A 23,838-nucleotide genomic window follows, 5' to 3' on the forward strand; every position below is an offset into this window, starting at 1 on the left:
CCCAATCTCTCCGGAAATTAGATTTGAATTAAATCGTTAATTGAAAGAAGCCATGAACAATGAGATGGTTACGGGTTTTGTATAGACAAAAATGAGCGAGAACTTGATGGATAAAAGTGCAGGGAGCTACGTCCATTAATCAGATAACTTCTTCATTGCTATAAAAGCAACATTTACTAATCTATTTGAGAAAGATTTTGTAGAAATTTTCTTGAGTTACGATGGTCGGCTGTATTTTTCCATGTCTTACTAAGATTCATTTTTGATTTTATGTAAACACCTCCGGCAAGTAGAAAAGTCTTAAGGACATCAGTGTTTGAAAATTCGGGATTTGAAAAAGCTATCTGTGTTCCGAGTGCAAAGGTAGCTACATCAAAGCCTGCAGAAACTATCGTTTCAAAAATATCCTTACTGGCCTTATCATATTTTTCAATATAAGAATTCGCAGTATCTCCTGATTCAACTCCAGCGCAAAAGCTTTCAAGAGTCGCGTGAAAAGCTTTTTGTTGGGTTTTGAAGTTAGTAGAGTTACGGAGTTTGATGAGATCATCAATAGAAATTTGAGAAATGAGTTTAGGTAGTTTTATCTCGACAATAGCATGGGCCATTTCAATTTCCTTGGCGATCTTTGGTCCTTTAGCCTTTAGTAAAAGTCCCATCCTATCAAGATCTGACCTATCGGTAATAATCTGCTTACCGCTAGCATCCCCGATCGTATTGGCAAGAATGGTCATATAAAAATTCCCAAATGACTCGTCAAGCATTATTCCCCTGTTCGATTCAATGGCCAAACCTGTTTCCAGACAAAAAAACCTCCATTCCCCACTAAATTTTTCTTCGTAAAGTTCAAACGTGTAATTGTCTTTGTTCTGCCATTGCCTAAGAGGATTGACGTGATTAAAAACCATATCGAAACTCTCAGGCCTGCGGAAGATCCTCTCTGTGAAATCAATTGCATCTAGAGTTGACAGATATCCGTCATCAAAACTTGGTCTATATTGATGAATCAGGTCAGTTTCATTAGTTAATTTTTTATATAACGGAGATTTTTGATTATCGCCACTAACTGGCACTATTGGATTTAGCTTATCAATATAAATCAAAGCGAATTTAAGCCAATCCTCATTTTTCGATTCGAACCCCGGGTAGTACAATAGATCTCTCATAATCAATTATCGATAAATATTTCCAAAAACAAATATTTATTCCTTAAAGTTTTAGATGATAATTATCAATTAATAAATAAAAAGAAATTAAGAAGAGAGGCCCAAAAAGATAAAATCGCTATCTTAGTTTCTGATAATCAAACAATAACGCTCTATGTCTAAACAAAATAAAAGCCAACTTGAGGTAAAATGCCTTAAGGGGGATGCCATGACTCTGTTGGCATTCGACATGAAAGAAATCCCTACAGGAACATTTGTCGGTTTCACGGTACATGTTCAAACATCAAAAAAATCATATTATCTGACCAACCGGCTTTCTTTTAAAGATTCGATTCTTGTTAAGAACCAAATTTCGGATCAGGAAAAATTTTCCAGTCTTTACTCGCCATATCAAAAATTCAGGTGGGTTCACGCGCCCTCTGGTTTGACCTATACTGAAAACCCAGAATTCGGCGAATATATATATACAGTATCTCCAAGATATCTTGAGAAAGACATCCTGATTCCCATTGATGACTCTCTTAGCGTCATTGTAAAAATTGCAGTATCGCCATTTGAAAAAGGAAATTTAAAATTGGGCTTTACCCGGGCATTCATTAGCTCCCAGGCCTACACCTATTATTTCGGAAACGAGTCAAAGTTGCGACCGAATAAATCAGATTTGATTTTTGATATCGATAAGATTTCAGGCTCGGCCGTGAGGTGGAACAAAGTGGACAAAGAAGAAATAGATACGCCTTACACCTTTAGGGAACAGCATAATTATTTGGGGTGGCAGGCGAAAGACAGGATCATTGAATTTCTCGGGGAAGTTGTCAAAAATACAGAGTTACGCCTGGAAGTTTTTGCGTATGACTTAAATGAGCCAACCATCATTGGTTTGCTGATAGACCTTGCAGAGCAGGGAAGAATAGATATTATATTGGATGATTATCCAAACCATATTGAGGAAGATTGCTGGGAAATGAAATTTGAAAAGTTGTTCAAAAAGAAAATGCACAAACAATCAACTATTTTCAGGGGACATTTTGCAAGCCAGGCGCATTCAAAGGTCTTTATTCAAAGGGACGTTAAGAAGAATCAGGCTGTAAAGGTTTTGACAGGTTCTACCAATTTCACAACAAATGGATTATATGTCAATGCAAATCATGTCCTGATTTTCAATGATCCTGAAGTTGCGGAAATATACAGCAAGGTATTCTGGGCATCAAACTCAAAGGGTCTTATGAAAGCATTCAATGAATCTACATATGCGATGAGTGATCATATCTTTAAAAAGGACTGGGTGCCTGATATGACTATTCGTTTCTCTCCGCACAGCCAGGCGAAGACGCTAATGTTTTTTAAGGAAATTACGGACCGAATTCTTAATGCTAAAAGTGATGTTCTTTTTGCTGTAATGATCGATTCCAGCAACAGTTCAATTTTAGATGCATTGAAGAGTCAGATTACCAGCGATAAGGTCTTCAGCTACGGAATAACAGATGAAACAGATGATGTTATCCTTTATGTTCCCGGCAGCAGAAAGGGCGTAAAAGTTAGTGGTATTGGGACGAAAACAGATCTTCCCAAACCTTTCAGAGCGGTTGCAAAGATCCCCGGGCATAACATACATCATAAATTTGTAGTTGTTGATTTTAAGGGCGAGAACCCGGTAGTTTACTGCGGATCAAGTAACCTTGCATTTGGTCCTGAGCAAAAAAACGGGGACAACTTATTAGAGATAAGAGACAAAGATGTCGTAACTGCATTTGCCATAGAGGCTATACGCCTGATTGACCATTATCATTGGAGAAACCGTAAGGAAGAAGCTTTGGAAAGTTCAGATAGCGAAAAGGTATTGAACTTGAAAGATGGTTCTGAAGCGAAAAAATGGTTCGAATCTTACTACGATCAAACTGATCTACATTATGTTGAGCGGACGCTATTGATCCGGGACTAAATATTCAGGGCAAAGATGCCGATGGAATTCCAACAATTAAAAAACCTTTTTAATGGTATAAACAAACTAATCCCTTTAACCTCTCAAATATGAAAAAATACCTGATGATATTGCTTATGGCTTTTGCATATGGCAGTGTTAGTTCTCAAACCCCAACCCTTCAGGGACTGTTAACTCAGTACGGTGCAGACCCAATTGTGAAATCTATTGATGGCAGCAGAAAACACCGTATAAATCCTATTGGAAATCCAAAAATGCTTATCTCCTGGTATAGCTGGAAGAACCTTACCAGAACAGACTTTGCTACGCTAACAGGACTAGATAATTCGGCAACGGTATCAAAATTCGCTGCCTTGAATATAAATTCTGCCACCTCAACATTTACTTTCTCACCTATCGTAATAAATAATCCTAATCTAGTTGAATCGAAATTCAGATTCATCAACTCATTTGATTTTGCCGGAACAGTCAGTAAAACAAACATACTGGATTTTAAAGAATGGAGGACGGTAGCCTTGAGCCATAGCGTAACATGGGTTTTTGACAAAGGCTATTATTTTTCCGATGGACCGCGTGGCAGCAAAGGCAACAAACCCGTGAACGCCTCTTATACAGAACTTTACGACGATCTTGAAGTTCAGTTTATCCAAAAATACATTTCTACCAAACAAAACAGGGTTTTATCTTTGAACAATCCTCAGTTTGACGACACCAAGGATATCGAGAAAGCCTGGCTAGATTCGGTCGCCAAATATGAAAAGCTGCTGGTGAAAAATAGTTTCACGGCAAAAAGGTTTGGCTGGTTAAAATTAACAACTACCCCACTGTCATTCAATAATGCAAAATACATAGTCAAAGGAACCGCCGCAACCTACTCACAGCCCATTACTAAAATTATTTATACACCTGCGGTACTGCTTTCCGGAAACTACTATTTTGCATTAAATACGGGATGGAATTTTTATGGAAGCCTGTATGCCCAAGGAATGATAAAAGATTCCTTTTCGGAAATATTATCAACTTCAGAATGGAATAAATTTGATCCACTCTCCGATTCGGTGCTCGTCAAGTCTAAAACTCAAAACGTATTTATACTAGCCAAAGATGAGGTAAATAAGAAACTGTTACCTAACGTTGGTGCCGATGTTATCGTTCTTTTTCCATTCAAGAAATATATCGGGTTTGGGATCCATTTCACCCTGGGCTACAACGGATTGATTTCAAATATTGAAGATAAAAAAACAGGCTGGATCCAGTCAGCTCAGACGGGTATTATTCTATCTTTCAAGGACAAGTCGGGTGGAAGCACCATAAATATAGAACCTTATTATCAGGACAGGCGTTTTAAAAGTTATCAGATGGACAATGATCACCTTTGGGGTGCGAAATTCAGTATACCATTCACCAGGCTGTACTAAAACTCTGGAAGGAAAAAGTAAAAGCCAATACTGTTATCTGCGCATTTATTAAGAATTATGTCTTGTTTAACGGTTTCATATTTTATAGTTCTTATAGCCTCAATTATTTTTCCGTTAATAACTTCAACCGCTCCTTGGCATGAACATTATCTGCATTGAGTGCTATTAACCGTATATAAACAGAGGAATTTGTATTATGCCGATCGATACAAATAAAAGTGCAATAAGTTGGTTCAAAGAATGCCTGCTTATAATATTCAAAAATTATTGAGTTCAGCGGTAATACTTTAAACAAAGTTTAAATCGCATTTAAGCACAAAAAGGGCTTAAAAAAACCGGAATCGATGTGTTCGATTCCGGTCAGTACCCAGTGCCGGAGTCGAACCGGCACGGTTTCCCACAGGTGTTTGAGACCAGCGCGTCTACCAATTCCGCCAACTGGGCATTCTTATTGTGCGGGGTTGCAAATGTATGTAACGAAAGGCTAAATCACAAAATTATTTTAAAATAGCTGTTAAACCTTTGCTTTTCAATTTATAATGACGTTTCATTTTTTATTTTCTATCTGCAACCAATGGCATTAAACGCATAGAGATGCTAAAATATAACTTCAAATTGCTCATAATGCTCCGGTTTTAGGTAAAATAATAGCATACATTTCTTAGTAGGCTAATTTGGCACCTCCAGGTAATTTACCCCTCAAACTATTAAGGATATCTGCCCCTGGTTTTTTCAGGAAGTCTAACCTGTTCTCCGTTCATCTTCGATTGGCGCAAAAACTCAATAGAAATCTTAGATAAAAAATATTGCCGCTTAACTAAATATCCACTTTAACATTGGAATTCCAGGTTTTAAGGCAACTAATTTCTTATTGAATATAAAATGATGAAAGATGATGCCGCTCTGTAGCTAAATTTGATTTTAACAAAGGATTTAAATTAAACAATTGTCAATTTTAAATTGGCGAAATTAGTATTGATTTATGTTTTGTGCGAAGTAGGGATGTAAACAAAAAAACTTGAACCTTGCGCTAAGTTGCTTTCAAATTCTATTTTACCACCCAGTTTTTCTATAAATTCTTTGCATAACATAAGCCCTAAGCCAACACCTTTTTCATTATTGGTACCATAAGTAGATTCTGCATTAATAGAAAAGATTTTTTCTTGTTTTTCTGGAGCAATTCCTTTTCCATTATCATTTATGGTAATTTTACATTCGTTTAAAATCAGCTCGGCATTTACTTGAATTTTTCCGCCCTGCGGCGTAAATTTTATAGCATTGGTAATTATGTTTCGTACCACTAGCTGTAAAATATCAGCATCGGCCGTTACATTAATAGCCAATGGAATATGATGGATAAACAAAATTTCTTTTTTTGACGCATATAACTGGCCCATATCCAAGGTACTTTGTAAAGCCATTAACAAATTAATTTCTCGCAAGTTGATGTTAAGGCCTTCCATTTGCGTTTTATACCAATGCAGCAAATTAGATAACATTTCTACTGCTCCATTGGTAGATTGTAGTAATGATGATTCTAACATTAGTCTGTCTTTACTTTCAATCTTCCTATTGTTTAACAACCCTAAATAAGTTTGAATATTTACTAAAGGTGTTCTTAAATCATGGGAAATGATAGACATTAACTTGTTCTTTTCACTATTACTTTGCTCCAACTGCTCCTTTTGTGCTAAAATTTGCGCTTTACTTTCCTCCAAGGCTAAAGCTTTTTCTACTGCAGCTTGCCTTTCATTATCATAACTCTTTCTTATAAATCTGATAATAATATAAATGACTAAAACTGGTAACGGAAAGGCTGTAATCCTATCTATAAACTGGCCATGGCCTGCTGTAAAAGGATTTTGTACCAAACCAGGATAATAAAACTCCAATAAATGAACGCATAAAAAACAGGTAATGTAGATAATAAGCCACCTCAAATGTTCGTAGTATGGAGAAATTGCCAGCAAAACTAGCAAATAAGCTGGCCATATTAAATCTGTCGAACCATTTATACCTGAGTTAGTGAAATAATTAATCCCGAAAATTAAAATGCCTGCAATAGCAAAAAAAAATGTGCTATGCGGTTTTGCCTTAAATCTTGAGTAATAGTATTGATAGGTAAAAAATATACCTAATAACAACGCCGATAAAGCGCCTACATACAAACCTGCATATAGATTATAAAGAAAATAAATGGCCGAAAGAAAAATTAATCCTGCACTAATTGAATGGAAAATTCTGCTTTCCAATGAGAATGAAGCTCTACTACCGATTAGATCGCTCCAAATGGTTTTATTTTTTACAGAATTGAAACCTAGTGCAATTTGAATAGATTTAAACATAGTGTTTCTTCAAAGCCCCAATGAAATTGATGGTAGTGTAAAAATAGCTTTCTCTATTAATATCCCGCCATAAATAGAAAAAATAATATATACAATTGCTTAATAAATTAACTTAAAACTCATCTTTAATTGCTTAAAAAGGAGCTATACCCAGATACAGACTGGCACTTTCCCCCGCTGGTATTTGAGACCCGCACAACCATAAGAACATGTATTGGAAGGAGTTACATTACACATAACGAAAGGCTATATCACAAAATTATTTTAAAATAGATTTTAACCCATTGCGATTGAATTATAATGCCCGCTCATCTTTTAATTTTTTGTCCACAACGAATGGCATAAAGGGTAAAAGTGAGGCCAAGAAAATTAAAACAGCTTTACCAAATTTCCATTTTTGTTCCTGCCAGGCTAAAACTAAAGTTGCTGCATAAAGTACAAACAGTAGCCCATGCACCCAACCAGTATACTTAACATATAAAGGTAATCCAGCCCAATATTTAAGCGGCATGGCCACAAATAATAAAAGCAGGTAAGATATGCCTTCGGCAACGGCAACCTTGCGAAAAATAGAAAGAGAACTCATGTATCTGATTGTTTTTTTTCGAAAGTACCGTTAACAAGCGACTCATCAAAAACTAAAAAATGATTTTACAATTGGCTGTTGGAGGATAGAAGTATGAGCCAGAAATTATGGATAAACCATAGCACCCCTGGCTATAGTTGCGCCCAGTCCTATTGCATGATGATCGCCTGTTAAGGCATATGCTATGCCAGCATAGCTTTCAAAATAAACTTTAAAGAATTTGGCTATCATGATAAAAAGCTAACCCTTAGGAAGCCGCTCCCTAATTCTGTTGATGTATTTCTGACGATAGAAAATATCTTTAATAGAGCCAAGCAAACTTTCAGATTCAGCAGGATTTTCATCAAACTGCTTGGTAAGTTCATTCAGGTCATCATTCAATTGCTGTTCTATATAATTAACATCTTCTTTCACCTTTGCCAGCTTTTTTGCATCCGGTTCAAATTCCAAATCCATCAGTGCCTCATTTACATCCATCATTTCCATTAAAAAGGATTGAGGTAGTTGATAACCTTCATCAGTTTCTACTATGCCTTTCAATTCTAAAACGTACCTTAATCTTTTTGTAGGATGGCTTAAAACCTGGTAAGCTTTATTATTCAAAGTTGATAAGTCTAAAACTTCCTGTTGCTTATCATCACTTTCATTGGCATAAAAATCAGGGTGAAACTTCTTACTAAAAGCATAGAATTTTGCTTTTACAGCATTTAAATCTGGATGGAACTCTACTGGCAATTCGTAAAATTCGAAATAATTAGGAAATGTTGTTTGACCAGTCATAAGTATTCATCAAAAAAGCCGCAGATGGTAGAAAATTTATTCTTTCATCTGCGGCAATTATATAAAATTCGTTTTACTTACCGAATATTTTTAAAATATCATTACCAAATGCAAACACCATCAAGCTAATCAAAATAACAAAGCCTGCTATTTGCGCTTTCTCCAAAACTTTTTCACTTACAGGCTTGCGTTGCACCATTTCAATTAAAAGGAACACCACATGTCCACCATCTAAACCCGGAATAGGTAATAAATTCATAAAAGCTAAGGCCATAGAGATTAATCCGGTTAAAGTCCAGAATTTAACCCAATCAAAAGTACTGCCATAAACCTTTGCAATACCAATCGGACTGCTTATGTTACGGGCACTCACTTTACCGGTAATCATTTTACCAATGCCTTTCGCATTATCCATAAAAGTGCTCCAGGCCATGTTTGCACCAATTGGCAATGCAGCAAAAAAGTCATAATTAATGGTTTTGCGCTGAATTTCATTAAAATGACCATAAAAACCAATGGCACCAGCTGTATCTACCTTAACATTAAATTTTAAAGGTTGTCCATTACGATCAACAGTTACAGCAATATTTTGTCCCTTTTTCTTTAGCGCCAGAGGCTTAACTTCATCCTGATATTTTACTGGAACTCCATCAACCATTGTTATTCTATCACCCACTTTAATTCCAGCCTTTTCAACACCATAGCCAGCAAGTACACTATCTACAATAGTTTTTAAACGAGGCTCTACAAAAAGGCTTTTACCATCAGCAACCTTATTCAAAAAATCATCAGGTACTCTTATTTCTATGGTTTTATCTCCACGGATAACCGTTAACAAAGAATTACCCATTAAAACTTTCGAGCTTTTTAGCTCTTCGAAACGAATAACCTTATTACCATTAATCGCCAAAATTTTATCGCCGTTTTTTAAACCGATATCAGCTGCGACTTTACCAACCTGAATACCATTAACCACAGCACTATTTGGCGTAAAGGTTTCGCCATATTTAAATGTTAATATCCAGAAAATGAAAATACCAACAATTATGTTCACGATAATACCACCCAACATTACGATTAAACGTTGCCAAGCTGGTTTAGAACGGAATTCCCAAGGTTGCGCAGGCTGAGCCAATTGCTCCGTATCCATACTTTCATCAATCATTCCGGCAATTTTAACATAGCCACCCAATGGTAACCAACCCACTCCATATTCTACATCTCCCCTTTTGAAACTGAAAAGTTTAAAACCCCAGGCATCAAAAAACAAATAAAACTTTTCTACTTTAATCCCAAATGCCCTGGCCGCCAGAAAATGCCCTAATTCGTGTAATATTACCAATAAAGACAATCCGAGCAGCAGTTGCCCCGCCATAATCAATCCATTCATATGCTATTATAAAATTTTTAAGTTAGATGTTAAATTATACTTTTTGTTACTAATTCGGCCGCTAAGATACGGCTATGTTTGTCAGTTTCTAAATAATCAGTTAATTGTGGTTTTTCAATGAAATCAATCTTATCCATACATGTTTCTATTACATCACTCATTTGTAGAAAACCTATCTTATCTTTCAAAAATGCTTCTACAACAATTTCATTTGCCGCATTTAAAATGCAAGGCATGTTTCCCCCTCTTCGTAATGATTTAAATGCCAAGCTTAAGTTCCTGAAAGTTTCTAGGTCTGCCTTTTGGAAACTAAAACTCGGGTAGTCCAGAAAATTAAAACGCTTAAAATTGTTTTTTAGCCTGTCGGGATAATTTAAAGCATACTGTATAGGTAATTTCATATCCGGCACACCCATTTGTGCTTTCATAGAACCATCAGTAAACTGTACAATAGAGTGAATTACGGATTGAGGATGAACAATTACATCAATCTGCTCAACATCAAGATTAAACAACCACTTGGCTTCGATAACTTCTAAACCTTTGTTCATTAAAGATGCAGAATCGATAGTAATTTTAGCGCCCATCACCCAGTTTGGGTGTTTTAAGGCCTGCTCCTTTTTTACAGTTGATAAGTAAACAAGGTTTTTTCCTAAAAACGGACCACCCGAAGCAGTAAGATAAATTTTCTCAATTTCATTTTGCTCCTCGCCTACCAAACATTGAAAAATTGCCGAGTGTTCTGAATCTACCGGAAGAATTTTAACATTATAAATAGCCGCTAACTGGGTTACCAATTCGCCAGCAACAACTAAAGTTTCCTTATTTGCAAGAGCGATATTTTTACCTGCTTTTATTGCCGCAATTGTCGGCTTTAAACCTACCGACCCCATTAGTGCTGTTAATACAACATCACTTTGCGGATGAACGGCAACTTCAGTTAGTGCTTCTTCTCCGGCTAAAACTTTAATATCATAAGATGACAATGCATCTTTTACATATAAATATTGAGATTCATCGCAAATTACTACAACTTCGGGTTTAAATTCTTTCGCCTGCTGAATCAATAGTTCAGCATTTTTCAGTGCAGACAAAACACATACCTTGAAAATAGAAGAGTTATCCCGAATAACTTCAAGCGCCTGTGTACCTATACTTCCTGTTGAACCTAATATGGTTATATTTTTTATAGATTGTCGTAATGTTATATTGTCCAATTGCTGTTCTTCCTCTCTTATTAAAAGAATTATATAATTGCTATACTGCACAATTATTTCTTTCTCTAATGTTTAAAATTATTGAGCTATTTTATATTCATGATAAAATAAATTCTGAGCTCAATTAAATCTTTAGCTTTTCGTTTGTAAATTTTATCAGTTGATGAATTTCTTTTGGCAGGATTTCCAGAATTGAAAAAATCTTTATGTATGTTTCGTTGTCAATTAATTTTCTATCCCTGGCTTTCTCATTCCAATCCAGGCACTCTTTTACCGACCCAAAGCTATAATAGTAAAAATTATTTTATCTTTCTTATGATATCTCCCAAAGCCTTCAGCCAGGTTTGCGGATATCGAATCAATAGCCCTAACATATTGCTGACCTACTGTGTGCTTCGCAAAACTATCCCGGTTCGACCTAAGTTCCCATATCAAATTACTTAGATGAAATGATTTTTTGTAAGCTGTTATCTGATTCAATTGCAAATAATTTTGTTCCGTTTTTTATCATTTAAAGTTGCAACAGGGAATCATGCAAACAATATAACAATAAACAATTAAACAATATAATCCACTAATCCATCAGCCAGTTTCCTGTCATTACTTAACCTCGGCACTTTATTCTGCCCACCCAGCTTCCCTTCACTTTTCATATAATTTACAAAAGCATCTTTTTTCAAAATACGTATAATTAGTGGTTGAAGGATGTTTCCCTCAATCAAATCAAAGTAATAAATATTTTTCTTTTGCAAAGCCTGGTCTACCTTTTTACTGAAAGTATTAATATCTTTCGGAGCCAAAGAAAACTCTATAAACCACTCATGGTAAGGCAGTCTTCCTTTTTCAGGATTAACTTGAGGCGCAACAGTAAATTCTGTAATCTCTACACCTTCTTCATTTGCTACAGATAAAAGTGCATGCTCAACTTCCTCGCCAATAACATGCTCGCCAAAAGCTGATATAAAATGCTTGATACGACCAGTAACTACAATTTTATAAGGATTCTTAGATACAAATTTTACTGTATCACCAATACTATATCCCCATAAACCAGCATTTGTATTTAAAACCAATGCGTAATTAGTGTTCAATTCAATTTCACCAAGCGATAATCTTGTCCGATTTTCATTATGGTATTCATCAGCTGGGATAAATTCATAAAAAATACCTGCATCAGCCAATAATAACAGTCCCTTATCTTTTTGAGAATCCTGATAAGCAATAAAACCCTCTGAAGCAGGATAAGTTTCAATAGAATCTATTTTCTTACCAATGCTCTGTTCGATTTTTGCCCTATATGGTTCGAAATTTACGCCCCCATAAATAAACAGACTAAAGTTTTTAAAAACCTCAGCAATCTTTTTCCCACCTGATTTTTCTGTAAGTTTATCAAAATACATTTGAACCCAAGGCGGAATACCTGAAATCAATGTCATGTCTTCATGAATGGTTTCCTCAACAATGGCATCAACTTTTTCTTCCCAATCTTCGATTATGTTGGTTTCATAAGATGGTAAACGGTTTTTCTGCAAGTATTTTGGAACATGGTGCGCCACAATTCCGGAAAGCCGGCCAACGTTAATCCCGTTTTTGACATTCAAAACCGGACTGCCCTGTAAAAAAATCATTTTACCGTTTACAAAGTCTGTTTTACCGGTTTCGTTGATATAAGTTAAAATAGCATTTCGAGCTGCCTTTATGTGTTCGGGCATGGATTCTTTAGAAAGCGGAATGTACTTTACACCCGATGTTGTACCAGAGGTTTTTGCAAAATACAGCGGTTTTCCTTTCCAAAGTACATCAGCCTCGCCTGCAACAACTCTATCTACATATGGCTTCAAACCTTCGTAATCCTGAACAGGAACGTTATTTTTGAAATCGGAATAGTTTTTTATTTCCTTAAAATGATGGTCTTTCCCAAAGGCGGTTTGCGCTGCTTCATTAACAAGTTTTAAAAGAATTTTTTGCTGAGCCGCAACGGCATTATTCTTCCACTTGCTTATCTGCCAAACTGCAAAGGCAGCAAAAGGTTTACTTAATATAGCTTTTAAACCCATAAATAAATCCCTAAAGGATTTTCTCCTTTCTAATGTTAATGTTTAATTCTTTATTTATTGGATGCATAACATTAAACAATGTCTAAAATCCACTTTAAGCGTTTAAGCTGTTAAACGATATTATGCAAGATATCAGGATGTTCATCTCCTTGATATTCCCCAGAAATTTTACGATAAGCTACGGTTAAAGCAACGCTGGATAGGGGTACAATTATGAATGAACTTAAAATATTTACGATAAATGCAACGAGAGGCCATTGTAAATAGTTTAGCAATAGGTAAATTAAATAACCGCCACCCAAAATTACCAAAAGCAATAATATTTTAGTGAAATTACCTTTGGTTGTAGCAAGACTTAATTTTATAGACTCGAAAGGCTTACAATTCTTATCAATAATAAAGAAAGGGAAAAATGAAATCCTTAACCAAGTGATGAAAATTGCAATTATACCTACAGAAATTGCAACATTTTTGACAATAGTTACATCTAAACCAGTGTAAATAAAAGGAAACGCAATTAAAATTACTATTAAATACACGCCGAAAATACAGCCAACAAAGTATAATGTAGCAACTAAAAAGCGTATAATTTGTTGTCGAGTTGGTAAAGTATCAACAATTTTAACATCGTTTAACTCATCATCCATCAAATGAAAAATGTATTTAAAAAGAGAGAGATTAATAGTAAAATAAAGCATTATGAAAATGAATACCATTGCAATGCTTAAAAATTTACTCACATCTTTTATAAAAAAAGCCATTAAACTCGATGCGCTCGCTGTTATAAACATTAAAAAACACAAAGTAGCTATAGAGAAATAGTGTTTTTTTGTAATAACCCAGGCTTTCTGAATTACATCATTAACAGCAAATGTGCTTTCTTTTAGATAATTTATCATTGTTGTTTAAATACCACTCTTTTAAATAAATCCTGTATAAACCCTAAACCATAAGCGGTTAGTTGGATGAATGAAGATATAATGCTCAAAAATGCAACTTTTATAGATTTATTTACCGACCAGGAGTGAAAAAATATCAACAAAAAGAACATTAGCAGTATAAAATTACCAACAATTCCTAAAGGCCAATAAAATATATTACAGAGGGCAGTAAAAATAAATCCAACTGTAAAAGCTGCAGGGAAAAAGTGAACCAATTTTAACTCTTTAGGAAAGTGTATATAAATATTGATTCTCGCCCTGCCAAAAAAATGAAGCTGCTTGTAAAACTGGCCAAAACTTGTCCGCCTTTTATGGTAAACTTTAGCATTAGGAATTAAACCAATTTTGAAACCGTTCTCGTGAATTCGAATGCTATATTCAATATCTTCACCCAACCTGGTTAAAATAAAACCACCAACTTTTTCCCAAACCTCTCGGGAAACACCCATATTAAAACTGCGTGGATGAAACTGACCAACATGTTTTTTATTACCTCGAATACCCCCGGTTGTAAATGGAGAAGTCATGGCATAACTTATTGCTTTTTGAACAGGAGTAAAACTTTCATGAGCAGCATCAGGACCGCCATAAGCATCTAAATCGTGTTCATAAAGATAGTTTTTAACAATTTCAAGATAATCTGCAGGAATTAAACAATCAGAATCGAAAATTACAAAATAATCTCCTGTAGCTCTTTCAAAGCCATAATTCCGTGTAAAACCTTGCCCCTCATTTTCTTTATAGAAGTATTTTATATCGAGTTTATTGGAATAGCTTTCTACAATTTCTTTAGCATCTTCTTTGGAGCCATCTTCGATAACCAAAACCTCAAACTGTAAATAGGTTTGTTTTGTTAAGGTGTACAAAAGTTCGTTAATTTCTTGCGGACGATTGTAAAGCGGAATTATGATGGAGAAAAACATGTTTTAGAGGGTAAAGGGTAGAAGGTAAAAGGCATAGGGTTTTGAGCGTACAAACCTTACGCCCTAAACCATTTAGCTTACACCCTCTTTTCTATCAAATATTGATTTCTTTCTGGTGCGTTACGTGTAACCAACTCTGCTACAAAACCGGTTAAAAACATTTGCGAACCAACCACAATTGCAACTAAAGCGATGTAAAATAGCGGCTGGTCGGTGATTTCTCTTTTATATGGAATATGTGCGGCAATATGGTAAAGCTTTATGAAAATCATCCACAAAGCCATAAAAGTTCCAACAAGAAAGCTTAAAACACCCAATGAGCCGAAGAAGTGCATAGGGCGTTTACCGAATTTACCGACAAAAAATATCGAAAGTAAATCTAAAAAGCCGTTTATAAACCTACTGAAACCAAATTTTGTTGTGCCATATTTACGTGCCCTATGCTCTACAATCTGCTCTTCAATTTTAGTAAAACCCGCCCATTTTGCAATTACCGGGATGTAACGATGCATTTCGCCATAAACTTCGATGGTTTTTACAACATCACTTCTATAAGCTTTTAAGCCGCAATTAAAATCATTTAATTCGATTCCGCTCATTTTACGGGTGGCGGCATTAAATAATTTAGTAGGAATGGTTTTGGTAATCGGGTCGTAGCGTTTCTTTTTCCAACCCGAAATTAAATCGAGTTTTTCTTCCTTAATTCGACGGTATAATTCAGGTATTTCATCAGGACTATCCTGTAAATCTGCATCCATGGTAATGATTATATCACCCTCTGTTGCTTCAAAGCCCACATTAAGTGCGGCCGACTTACCATAATTTCTTCTGAATTTGATACCCCTAATTGCATTATTTTGCAGTTTTAAAGATTCAATAACCGTCCAGGAGTTATCCGTACTGCCATCATCAACCAAAATAATTTCGTAGCTGAAGTTATGCTCTGCCATTACTTTCGCAATCCAGGTCGTTAATTCCGGAAGCGATTCATCTTCGTTATATAAGGGTATTACTACTGATATATCCATTTATGAGTATCAAGATTTGAGTATTAAGCATTAGTATTAAGATCCAAGTATCAAGAATCAAGACTAAATTATATCTGCTTTTAAATTAAAACGTGCAAATTTCATCAAATTAAATGATAAAACTTACGCGTAGAAAATTCTTATGTTTTGTTTTTAAGCTTCTTGCTCAGGTAATGTATTGAAAGTTACAGGTTCTTTTTTCTTTAGAATCGCAGCAAGTATTAAAGACAAAACACCATACAAAGCTAATGAAACACCAAAACTTGTAAATGAATTTTTAAAAGTTGGAGCAAGTTTTTCTTGCATATTACCTGCCTTTGCCATTGCTTCATCTATTTGATCTGCCCCCATTCCGAATTTCTCCATCATGCTTCTTTGCGATTCTTCAATTGCTGAAGCAGCTTTAGACGGCAAATCTGGGTCTATCAACGTCATCAGTACAACATTATACAAAACAGAAGTAAATGCTAAAATTAATGCAATAATTAAAAATGATTTAAAAGCTTCTCCAAATGTCCAATAGCCTCCAATCTCTTTACGGATATTAATTCCTACAAAAACAAGCAGGGCAATAAAAATGATTAAAATAACAAAAGGTAATGCGAAATTGGTGTAAAGCATTACAGGATTTATAAAATACAGCGTTAAGGAAATCACAATTGAAACTGCTGCAAGAATAAAACCATATTTAAGAGATAGTTTGGTAATTAAGGTGCTCTTGTCCATCTTGTTTGATTGAATTAAGTTTTAGTTATTAATAGTTGTTATCAATATATAAGTAGCAGAATCGAACGATTTGTTACGGCTAAACTGAATTAATTCTTTTGTTGTTTCTGCACTTCCCTCCGTATCCAGGAAAAAAGCCATAAACGGCACAAATAAATCTTTCATTTCTTCGCTAACATTTAAAGTTTCAGCAGTTTTACAAATTTCTTCTATACTGCCTTCTGCTAGTTGCTGATTACTGATTAACTCCTCATAAATCTCAAATTCATCTTGAAATTCATCATCCTCAACCAGCAAAAATTCTTTTAAGAAATCGCCTAATTCAGGGTCTAAATCTTCATCCTTACATTCTTTAATGTAAAGCAGCAAGTTTAAAAGTTCTGTTCCTCTATCAATTGTTTCTTCTTCAATTTTGGCCCATTCATCGCTTTCTAAATAATCATCTTCTAATTTCTGAACATCACTGCTAAAGAAATTAACCATCAATAAATCGAAGAAGATTTCTCTCAACTCTTCAAACTTTGGATTTGAATCGAAAACATCATCGAAAGCGGCTGCTTTATCTAAGAAATTTAAATCTAACTCATAAGCGGCAATTAGCTCTTTTTGAAAATTAGCTGCATCAACATTTTCTGTTTCAGCATATTTAGTAATTGATGCGCTTAACGCTTTTTTTACTCTACTATCCATTTTTATTAGTATCAAGTATTTAGTATCAAGTACCAAGTATCAAGTATTTAGTACCAATTATTTAGTATCAAGATGAGGCAAATATTTCAATCTTTCTGCTTTAGTCTTTTAGCTCTTTTGATATTGATTATTGTTAAAAACTAAGGTTACTTTCCCGGTTAATTCGGCACCCAATAATGGGCTGTTAGCCGATTTTGAATGATTACTTTCAGCACTATACAACCATTTTTCGTTAGGATTAAAAATGGTAAAGTTTGCCACCGCTCCTTCTTCAATTAATGGAATATTTAAATTTAGTAATTTCCTTGGGTTGATGCTTAATTTTTCTGCAATAAGGTTTGCATCCAATCCTGCTTTTATTAATAATGGAAGAACTGTTTGCAAAGCAATGATTCCATAATGTGCAATTTCGAATTCAACGTTTTTAAATTCTATCTCTTCAGGGCGATGTTGCGAAGTTATAACATCTATAGTTCCATCTTTTAAACCTGCGATTAAAGCCTTAATATCTGCTTTGCTGCGCAAAGGGGGTTTAACTTTGTAATTAGTATCAAAATCTGATAAAAGTTCTTCAGTAAAAACTAAATGATGTGCCGTAACATCACAAGAGATTTGAACACCATCTTTCTTCGCTTTGCGAATTAATGCAACAGAACCTGCTGTAGAAATATTGCTGATGTGAATTTTGGTTTCGTTGTAAGTTGCCAAAAAAATATCACGGGCAATATGCATTTCTTCGGCAAGAGGTGGCAAGCCTTTCATACCCAGCAAAACCGAGTTCTTGCTCTCATTAATCTGTGCTTTGCCAGCAATAGATTTATTTTCTGGGTAAACCATCAAAAGTGCATCAAAACCCTTGGCATATTGTAAAGCACGACTCATAAAACCATCATCTTGCAAAGCGCTATCTCCATCAGAGAAAGCAACAGCGCCGGCCTGCTTCATATCAAAAAGTTCGGCAATTTCTTTTGCTTCGCGATTTTGACTGATTGCGCCAACAGGATAAACATCTACTAAATTATTTTTTGCCTTATTAATGATGTATTCTACCTGAGATTTTGATTGAACCACAGGATTTGCTTGTGGCAACAAAGCTAAACCTGTAAAGCCACCTGCTTTGGCAGTTTCGGTTAAAGTTTCAATATCTTCTTTGGTTTCGAAACCTGGATCGCCTGCAACACAATTTAAATCGAAAAATCCTGGTGCTAAAAAGGCACCTTCGGCATCAAAAACAGTTTCGCCTTTTTCTGCCGATAAATTACCAATGCTTTTAATTTTTCCATCAACTACCCTAACATCGTACTGCTCTTTATTAAATTTACTTTGCGGATCGGCAATGGTTACATGCTTTACAAGGAGATTCATATTGTTTTTTTTGTGTTATTAAAAAATAGGATGAGCAGAATTTCTGCTGCAATAAAAATCAGCGACAAAATTAGACAAAGTTTCCATAAAGTCTGTCCAATTTTATTAGCTCCTGAAACTAATTTAACTGCATCTTTATCTGTATCGTATATTTTGAAGTTTCCATTTTCTACCAAATTATTAAGTTCACTTTTAGTTAAGTAATGCATATCAGATTCTGACCTACCATTATTAAAACTATAAACAGCAAGTAAGGAATCTGCCAGGTTTAAATTATAAAATCCTGCAGCTTTAATCTGGTCGGCTGTGTAAATAAGTGTTTTTCCATCTGCCTGACGTACTTCGGGAATAGCTTCGAAGTTTTTTGAGATAAGTTTTAAACTTTGGTTTTTACCCAAAGAAATCCGTTTGCTTGCTAAAATATTATCTGTGCTCAAGGTGTAATACAATGCATCTTCATTTCCACTGTTTAATGTTAAGCGATACATTAAAGGAACAAAAAAAGGATGGCGAGCTAGATTTCCATCTTTATCGCTCAAACCCGTAGCTGATAGATAAATTTGCCCATTACCTATGCCGAACTTAGAAAAATAAGTTTTTCCTCCAGGTAAAGCCATAATTGATTCCTTGTTTGAAGAATTACTTTCAATAAAATTGAAATAACGATTAACTGATGGTAAATCTAAATTCTTTGGAATTTCTTCGAAAACTGTTTTAAAAATTGGATGTTGCAAATCTATCTTATCTACTCTTGCTGCCGTAGTATTTAAGCTTTGTATTTGCGGGAGCGATAATCCGCTTAAAAAGGAGTTGTAAACCTGAATATCCGAATCTAAATCGGGAAATATTACGACTGAACCGCCAGTTTTTAAATACGTTTTTAGTTGTTGTGCTAAACCTGAAGATGGATTTTTTAATCCATTTAAAACGATTAAGCCAAAATCGGCAAAACTGCTGTAGTTAATGCTGCTTTCGCTGTTTTCTGTTAGTTTATAATAGTTATCAGCAGCGAAAAGTGCTTTGATGTAATTTCCAGCATTCGGTCCATTAATACTGAGTACAGGAAAACTTGAATCTACTTTAAAGCTGAAAGAGAGAGAATCATCAAAAGTTACTGGGAAATCTTTAATGCTGATAACCCCCTTTTGCCAACCGACGGCCAGGCCGGAAAAATTTAATGTATCTCTTTTGAATTTCCCTGACCGAATAGTAACTGAACTTAGGGCCTTCTGTTGATTGTTAATGGTTAATTTTAGTGGAATATTTACCGCATCCTCTTCAGAATAATTTTTCACCTGAACCACAAGCTTTTCATTTGCCCCGGGCTGATGATTTGGAGAAAGTGTCCAAATGCTGTCTACAGCAATATTAGATAAAGTTGTTGCATTTAATTTCAAGGAAGAATATTGGATGTCCGGTTTGGTTTCTAGCTTTTTATTCGTGGCGATGTTTTTTTGAAAATCGCTAATCAGGAAACTATATTGATTTGCCGAACCGGTTAAAACATTTCCTTGCCGGTTTAAAATCTGTTGTAGATTTCTGGTTGCGGCTGAAATTTTAACATCATCTAAAGCTTTCAAAAATTCTTCTTCGCTTAACAAACGTTGATGCTTTCCCTCAAAATCGTTTGTTAACAGCTGAAATCTATCGTTAATTCCAAATCCTTTAACCAATTCTTTAGCTCTGCGTTTAGCCTCATCAAGTAAACTTCCATCTTTATTAACGGCCTCCATGCTGTAAGAATTATCGATGTAAATACTTACTGCATTATTTAAAGCTGTTGCTTTTTGATTGTTTAAAGGAATGTAAGGTTGTGCAAAAGCGAGCACTAAAAAGATTATCGCCAAAATTCTGGATAAAAGAATAAGGAGATTCTTTATTTTCTCTTTTGATGAATTTTGTTGTTCTACCTCTTTTAAAAGCTGAACGTTAGAGAAATAAACTTTTTTAAATTTCCTAAAATTGAATAAATGAATAATAACCGGAATGGCAACCGTTAGTAGTGCGAAAAGAAAGCCCGGATAAAGGAAATTCATTAAAAATCAAAGATAGAAAAATTATGTAAAGCGGCGAATTTCAATTGTAATAAACTCGTTCTAATATTCAAAGCCCGGAAATTCTATATTCACTATTTTCCATGCACTATTTTGAAGTGCAAAATAAAGTTTAAATGGACCACTCTTAATTTTGGATTGCTTTTGAATAACATCACGATAACCTGCAACACCTTCCACAAAGCCCATTCCTTTTTCATCACTCAGCAATTCAAAATTTACGTCGATAATATCATATCTTCCGCCAACATATTCATCAGATTTACCAAAAATACCTTTCAACCTACTAATAATAACATCTTTGCCAATTACTTTATTTCCCGGAAGGATAAAAAAATCATTCAATTCTTCAGTAATGGACTTAGATTGTTTAAACCACGAGTTAATAAACCTAATGGCACTATTTACGATATCAGCTTGATGGTTAAAAGTAATGTTATCTTGCATTTGACAAATCTACAGCTTCTATCTAAATTTCTTCATGGCCGTCCAAAGTTTTTCATCCATGGCATAAACATCAGGACGATATTCTATTTTGTCGTTTTGCGCCCAAGCCGTAAAATAAGTAATTAAAAGTGGCACGGCTTTCTTCGGGCCAAACCAAGCCGGTTTCAACTGAAAAGACTTTAAGGTGTCAGCTTTTTTAGCCATGCGTTTGCGGTACCAGTTCATGTGCGTGGTATCAACTGGCAGCATATCTACTTCAACCCTTAATTTATCATAAGTATAGTTGTCGTTCAATAGTTTTTCGGCAAATTCCAATGGTTTTTCAACACGCACACAACCATGGCTAATTGCCCTGTTATTTAAATTAAAACCATTTTTATTATTTGTATCGTGCAGATAAATACTTGAACCATTATCAAAAATAAATTTGAACTTACCCAAAGCATTTCCACCTCCAGAACCTTGCTTAAATTTAAAGGGAAGTTTATCTCTCGAATAGCGGTTCCAATTTATGGTATCAGGTTCGCCGATTAATTTATCTTTATAATAAACATTAATGTTACTGTTTGATAAATAATAACGGTCTTTTCTAGCCATCCAATAGATTTCGCTTTGTGCAATACTTACCGGAATGTTCCAAATCGGATTTGCCTGTATCGAATTAATTTTACTAAATAACAATGGCGTTTCATGATTTTTAGGCTTATCATCCAAATTTCCTGATTTAACGAAGGCTTTCATCTTTTCTTCGTAACCATCCTCACGCTTTCCACCAACGCAAACTTTCATAGAAATTACAGTATCTTGTTTATCGAACCATGTAAGTTTAAAATCAGCAATATTTACCTGAATATAATTATCTCCGGTTTCGGGCATTTTCCAACGGAAACGCTCCATATTTAATAACAAAGTTCTTTTTTCAGCCTCAGAATTAGCTTTTAAATATGCGCTTTGTAAACCTTTATATTGAGCCAATTTTGGCTGAATGGCTCTCAATGTATCCAACAAACTTACAGAACCCAGTAAATTTGTCATACCTAAACTATCTGGTCGTTTAACTCTAATATAATATCTTGAAAAAATATTACGAGGATTTACAAGACCAAATTTCAAAAAGTTGGAATAATTTAAATAGGCATTAGCACTGAGTATTTCCAGCTTAGCAATTATTGGGTAACTTTCCTCAACATTTTTAAATTTGTTGGTAGAGAGTTCCTGAAGTAAATTTTTTATCTCATCAGTTTTAAAAATTTTAGGATTAAAGCCATGAGCCGTACTATTTTCCAGATAATTTGTAAGTGAATCTAGTTGGCCATTCACATAAAACTTTGTAACCAGCTTTGGCGCATTTATATTTGCTGCATAAAAGGCTTTAATCGTTTTAGGATTAATAAAATTATCAGAAAGACTATCTATCGTTTTGACGAAAACACTGTCATATGCTACGGTATCGAAATCTTTGTAAATTTTATTGTTAAAATGTTCAGCCAAAACTTTGCCAATCTCTGGCGGACTTTTAAACCAGCCGCAAGCGGAAATACATAAAATAAATGGGACTACCAGAAAACGAGAATTCTTCAACACGTAAAAATTTAGCACAAAATAAGTTTATTGCAATTTAATTTCAGCATTAAGACAAATTAAGTGCCATTATTTTTTGATTTACGGTTTCAAACACTATATTTGCCACCGCATATCAGCTAACGTATTGATACTGGCATAAATAATTTATGAATTTAACTTTGAAACATCACTTACATTTGCACCATCGCCAATAGGCGATATGATATGTTTGTTTTGTATTCAAAACTTTTTTTCCGAAAAATTATTTCTTGTTCATTCTATATTCAATACTTTGAAAACACTAAAAATCGCTATCCAAAAATCGGGTAGGTTAAACGAAAAATCCGTAGAAATATTAAAAAATTGTGGTCTTTCTTTCGAAAACTATAAGAGTTCTTTAATATCAACTGTTCAAAATTTTCCATTAGAAATTCTTTTTCTTCGTGATGATGACATTCCAGAATACGTACAAGATGGCATTGCCGATTTGGGTATAGTTGGGGAAAATGTAATTACCGAAACGCAAGCTGGGGTAGAATATCTACAGAGGCTAGGCTTTGGAAAATGCACCTTAAAAATTGCTATTCAAACCGGTAGTGATATCCAAAAACTGGAAGACTTAAATGGCAAAGCAATCGCCACATCCTACCCTATAATTCTTGAAAAATTTTTAACAGAAAAGGGTATAAAATCTGATATCAGAACCATCTCTGGTTCGGTAGAAATTGGCCCGGGTTTAGGTTTAAGTGACGCCATTTTCGACATCGTTTCTACAGGCGGAACATTGAAAAGTAATGGACTAAAACCGTTCGCTGATGTGATGCAATCGGAAGCAATTTTAATCGGAAATAAATCAATATTGGACAACCCAGAAGTTGCAGAATTATTACAAAGAATCCGCTCCGTTTTAAGTGCAAAATCTAATAAGTATGTTGTATTAAATGTATCGAAAGATAACTTACAAAAAGTTGTTGATTTGTTGCCGGGAGTTAAAAGTCCAACGGTAGTTCCGCTCTTCGAACCGAACTGGGTTGCTGTACATTCTGTAATTGCCGAAGAAGATTTTTGGGATAAAATTAACAGCTTAAAAGCAGCTGGCGCAGAAGGAATTCTGGTTATGCCAATCGAAAAAATTATCACTTAAATTAGTTAAAAACCTATAAATTCATATTAACTATTAGTTAATTTTAAATTATAACA

The 23,838-nt window shown here is 34.8% G+C and carries 20 protein-coding genes, 1 tRNA gene and 1 pseudogene; 3 read left to right on the plus strand and 19 right to left on the minus strand.

Translation table 11 applies throughout. The features are described 5' to 3' along the window. Window positions 1–176: 176 nt before the first annotated feature. Complete coding sequence (locus IEV50_RS05010) at window positions 177–1,166, minus strand: hypothetical protein (RefSeq protein ID WP_188412145.1); 990 nt, start codon at window positions 1,164–1,166, stop codon at window positions 177–179. A 154-nt stretch (window positions 1,167–1,320) separates the two neighbouring features. Here IEV50_RS05010 and IEV50_RS05015 point away from each other — a divergent pair, with 154 nt between their 5' ends. Continuing rightward, on the plus strand, window positions 1,321–3,108 hold the full coding sequence (locus tag IEV50_RS05015) for a phospholipase D-like domain-containing protein (protein WP_188412146.1): 1,788 nt from the start codon (window positions 1,321–1,323) through the stop codon (window positions 3,106–3,108). Between the two features lie 89 nt (window positions 3,109–3,197). After that, entirely contained in the window at window positions 3,198–4,526 is a 1,329-nt protein-coding gene (locus IEV50_RS05020) for a hypothetical protein (RefSeq protein WP_188412147.1), read from the plus strand. Window positions 4,527–4,890: 364 nt separating this feature from the next. Here IEV50_RS05020 and IEV50_RS05025 read toward each other — a convergent pair. The 18 genes and pseudogenes from IEV50_RS05025 to IEV50_RS05105 form a co-directional block, all read right to left on the minus strand. Next, window positions 4,891–4,970: transfer RNA gene (locus tag IEV50_RS05025), tRNA-Leu, on the minus strand. 536 nt (window positions 4,971–5,506) lie between these two features. Continuing rightward, a complete protein-coding gene (locus IEV50_RS05030; protein ID WP_188412148.1) occupies window positions 5,507–6,871 on the minus strand; it encodes a sensor histidine kinase in 1,365 nt (454 codons plus the stop codon). A gap of 295 nt (window positions 6,872–7,166) precedes the next feature. Further along, a complete protein-coding gene (locus IEV50_RS05035) occupies window positions 7,167–7,457 on the minus strand; it encodes a DUF3817 domain-containing protein (RefSeq protein WP_188412149.1) in 291 nt (96 codons plus the stop codon). Window positions 7,458–7,562: 105 nt separating this feature from the next. Beyond that, window positions 7,563–7,688: a hypothetical protein gene (locus tag IEV50_RS19735; protein WP_262890401.1), complete on the minus strand. Its 126-nt coding sequence runs from the start codon at window positions 7,686–7,688 to the stop codon at window positions 7,563–7,565. Window positions 7,689–7,697: 9 nt separating this feature from the next. Then, complete coding sequence (gene hscB, locus IEV50_RS05040; protein WP_188412150.1) at window positions 7,698–8,237, minus strand: Fe-S protein assembly co-chaperone HscB; 540 nt, start codon at window positions 8,235–8,237, stop codon at window positions 7,698–7,700. Window positions 8,238–8,310: 73 nt separating this feature from the next. After that, window positions 8,311–9,627 carry an RIP metalloprotease RseP gene (gene rseP, locus IEV50_RS05045; protein ID WP_188412151.1) on the minus strand — a complete coding sequence of 439 codons (1,317 nt, stop codon included), beginning with the start codon at window positions 9,625–9,627 and terminating at the stop codon, window positions 8,311–8,313. A 29-nt stretch (window positions 9,628–9,656) separates the two neighbouring features. Then, on the minus strand, window positions 9,657–10,817 hold the full coding sequence (locus IEV50_RS05050; RefSeq protein ID WP_188412384.1) for a 1-deoxy-D-xylulose-5-phosphate reductoisomerase: 1,161 nt from the start codon (window positions 10,815–10,817) through the stop codon (window positions 9,657–9,659). Between the two features lie 151 nt (window positions 10,818–10,968). After that, window positions 10,969–11,330, minus strand: a pseudogene (locus IEV50_RS19885) (four helix bundle protein). Between the two features lie 71 nt (window positions 11,331–11,401). After that, complete coding sequence (locus IEV50_RS05060; protein WP_188412152.1) at window positions 11,402–12,901, minus strand: GH3 auxin-responsive promoter family protein; 1,500 nt, start codon at window positions 12,899–12,901, stop codon at window positions 11,402–11,404. A gap of 110 nt (window positions 12,902–13,011) precedes the next feature. Then, window positions 13,012–13,800 carry a hypothetical protein gene (locus tag IEV50_RS05065; protein ID WP_188412153.1) on the minus strand — a complete coding sequence of 263 codons (789 nt, stop codon included), beginning with the start codon at window positions 13,798–13,800 and terminating at the stop codon, window positions 13,012–13,014. Beyond that, window positions 13,797–14,765 (minus strand): glycosyltransferase, encoded by a 969-nt coding sequence (locus IEV50_RS05070; RefSeq protein ID WP_188412154.1) that lies wholly within the window; start codon window positions 14,763–14,765, stop codon window positions 13,797–13,799. The genes IEV50_RS05065 and IEV50_RS05070 overlap by 4 nt, the downstream gene beginning before the upstream one ends. Before the next feature lie 77 nt (window positions 14,766–14,842). Then, complete coding sequence (locus tag IEV50_RS05075) at window positions 14,843–15,793, minus strand: glycosyltransferase family 2 protein (protein ID WP_188412155.1); 951 nt, start codon at window positions 15,791–15,793, stop codon at window positions 14,843–14,845. A gap of 153 nt (window positions 15,794–15,946) precedes the next feature. After that, window positions 15,947–16,519, minus strand: coding sequence for a DUF4199 domain-containing protein (locus IEV50_RS05080; protein WP_188412156.1), 573 nt, complete (start codon window positions 16,517–16,519; stop codon window positions 15,947–15,949). A gap of 21 nt (window positions 16,520–16,540) precedes the next feature. After that, window positions 16,541–17,209: a hypothetical protein gene (locus IEV50_RS05085; RefSeq protein ID WP_188412157.1), complete on the minus strand. Its 669-nt coding sequence runs from the start codon at window positions 17,207–17,209 to the stop codon at window positions 16,541–16,543. 108 nt (window positions 17,210–17,317) lie between these two features. Continuing rightward, complete coding sequence (locus IEV50_RS05090) at window positions 17,318–18,574, minus strand: dihydroorotase (protein ID WP_188412158.1); 1,257 nt, start codon at window positions 18,572–18,574, stop codon at window positions 17,318–17,320. Further along, window positions 18,571–20,610 (minus strand): BatA domain-containing protein, encoded by a 2,040-nt coding sequence (locus tag IEV50_RS05095; protein ID WP_188412159.1) that lies wholly within the window; start codon window positions 20,608–20,610, stop codon window positions 18,571–18,573. The genes IEV50_RS05090 and IEV50_RS05095 overlap by 4 nt, the downstream gene beginning before the upstream one ends. Before the next feature lie 60 nt (window positions 20,611–20,670). Continuing rightward, on the minus strand, window positions 20,671–21,075 hold the full coding sequence (locus tag IEV50_RS05100; RefSeq protein WP_188412160.1) for a hypothetical protein: 405 nt from the start codon (window positions 21,073–21,075) through the stop codon (window positions 20,671–20,673). Between the two features lie 18 nt (window positions 21,076–21,093). Further along, window positions 21,094–22,659, minus strand: a complete 1,566-nt coding sequence (locus tag IEV50_RS05105; protein ID WP_371870263.1) for a L,D-transpeptidase family protein — start codon at window positions 22,657–22,659, stop codon at window positions 21,094–21,096. Window positions 22,660–22,930: 271 nt separating this feature from the next. On the opposite strand from IEV50_RS05105, the gene hisG reads away from it, so the two are divergent. Next, window positions 22,931–23,782, plus strand: a complete 852-nt coding sequence (hisG, locus tag IEV50_RS05110; RefSeq protein WP_188412162.1) for an ATP phosphoribosyltransferase — start codon at window positions 22,931–22,933, stop codon at window positions 23,780–23,782. The last annotated feature ends 56 nt before the right edge of the window (window positions 23,783–23,838 follow it).

Origin of the sequence: Pedobacter mendelii, assembly GCF_014635725.1 — a bacterium.
GTDB classification, from domain to species: Bacteria; Bacteroidota; Bacteroidia; order Sphingobacteriales; family Sphingobacteriaceae; genus Pedobacter; species Pedobacter mendelii.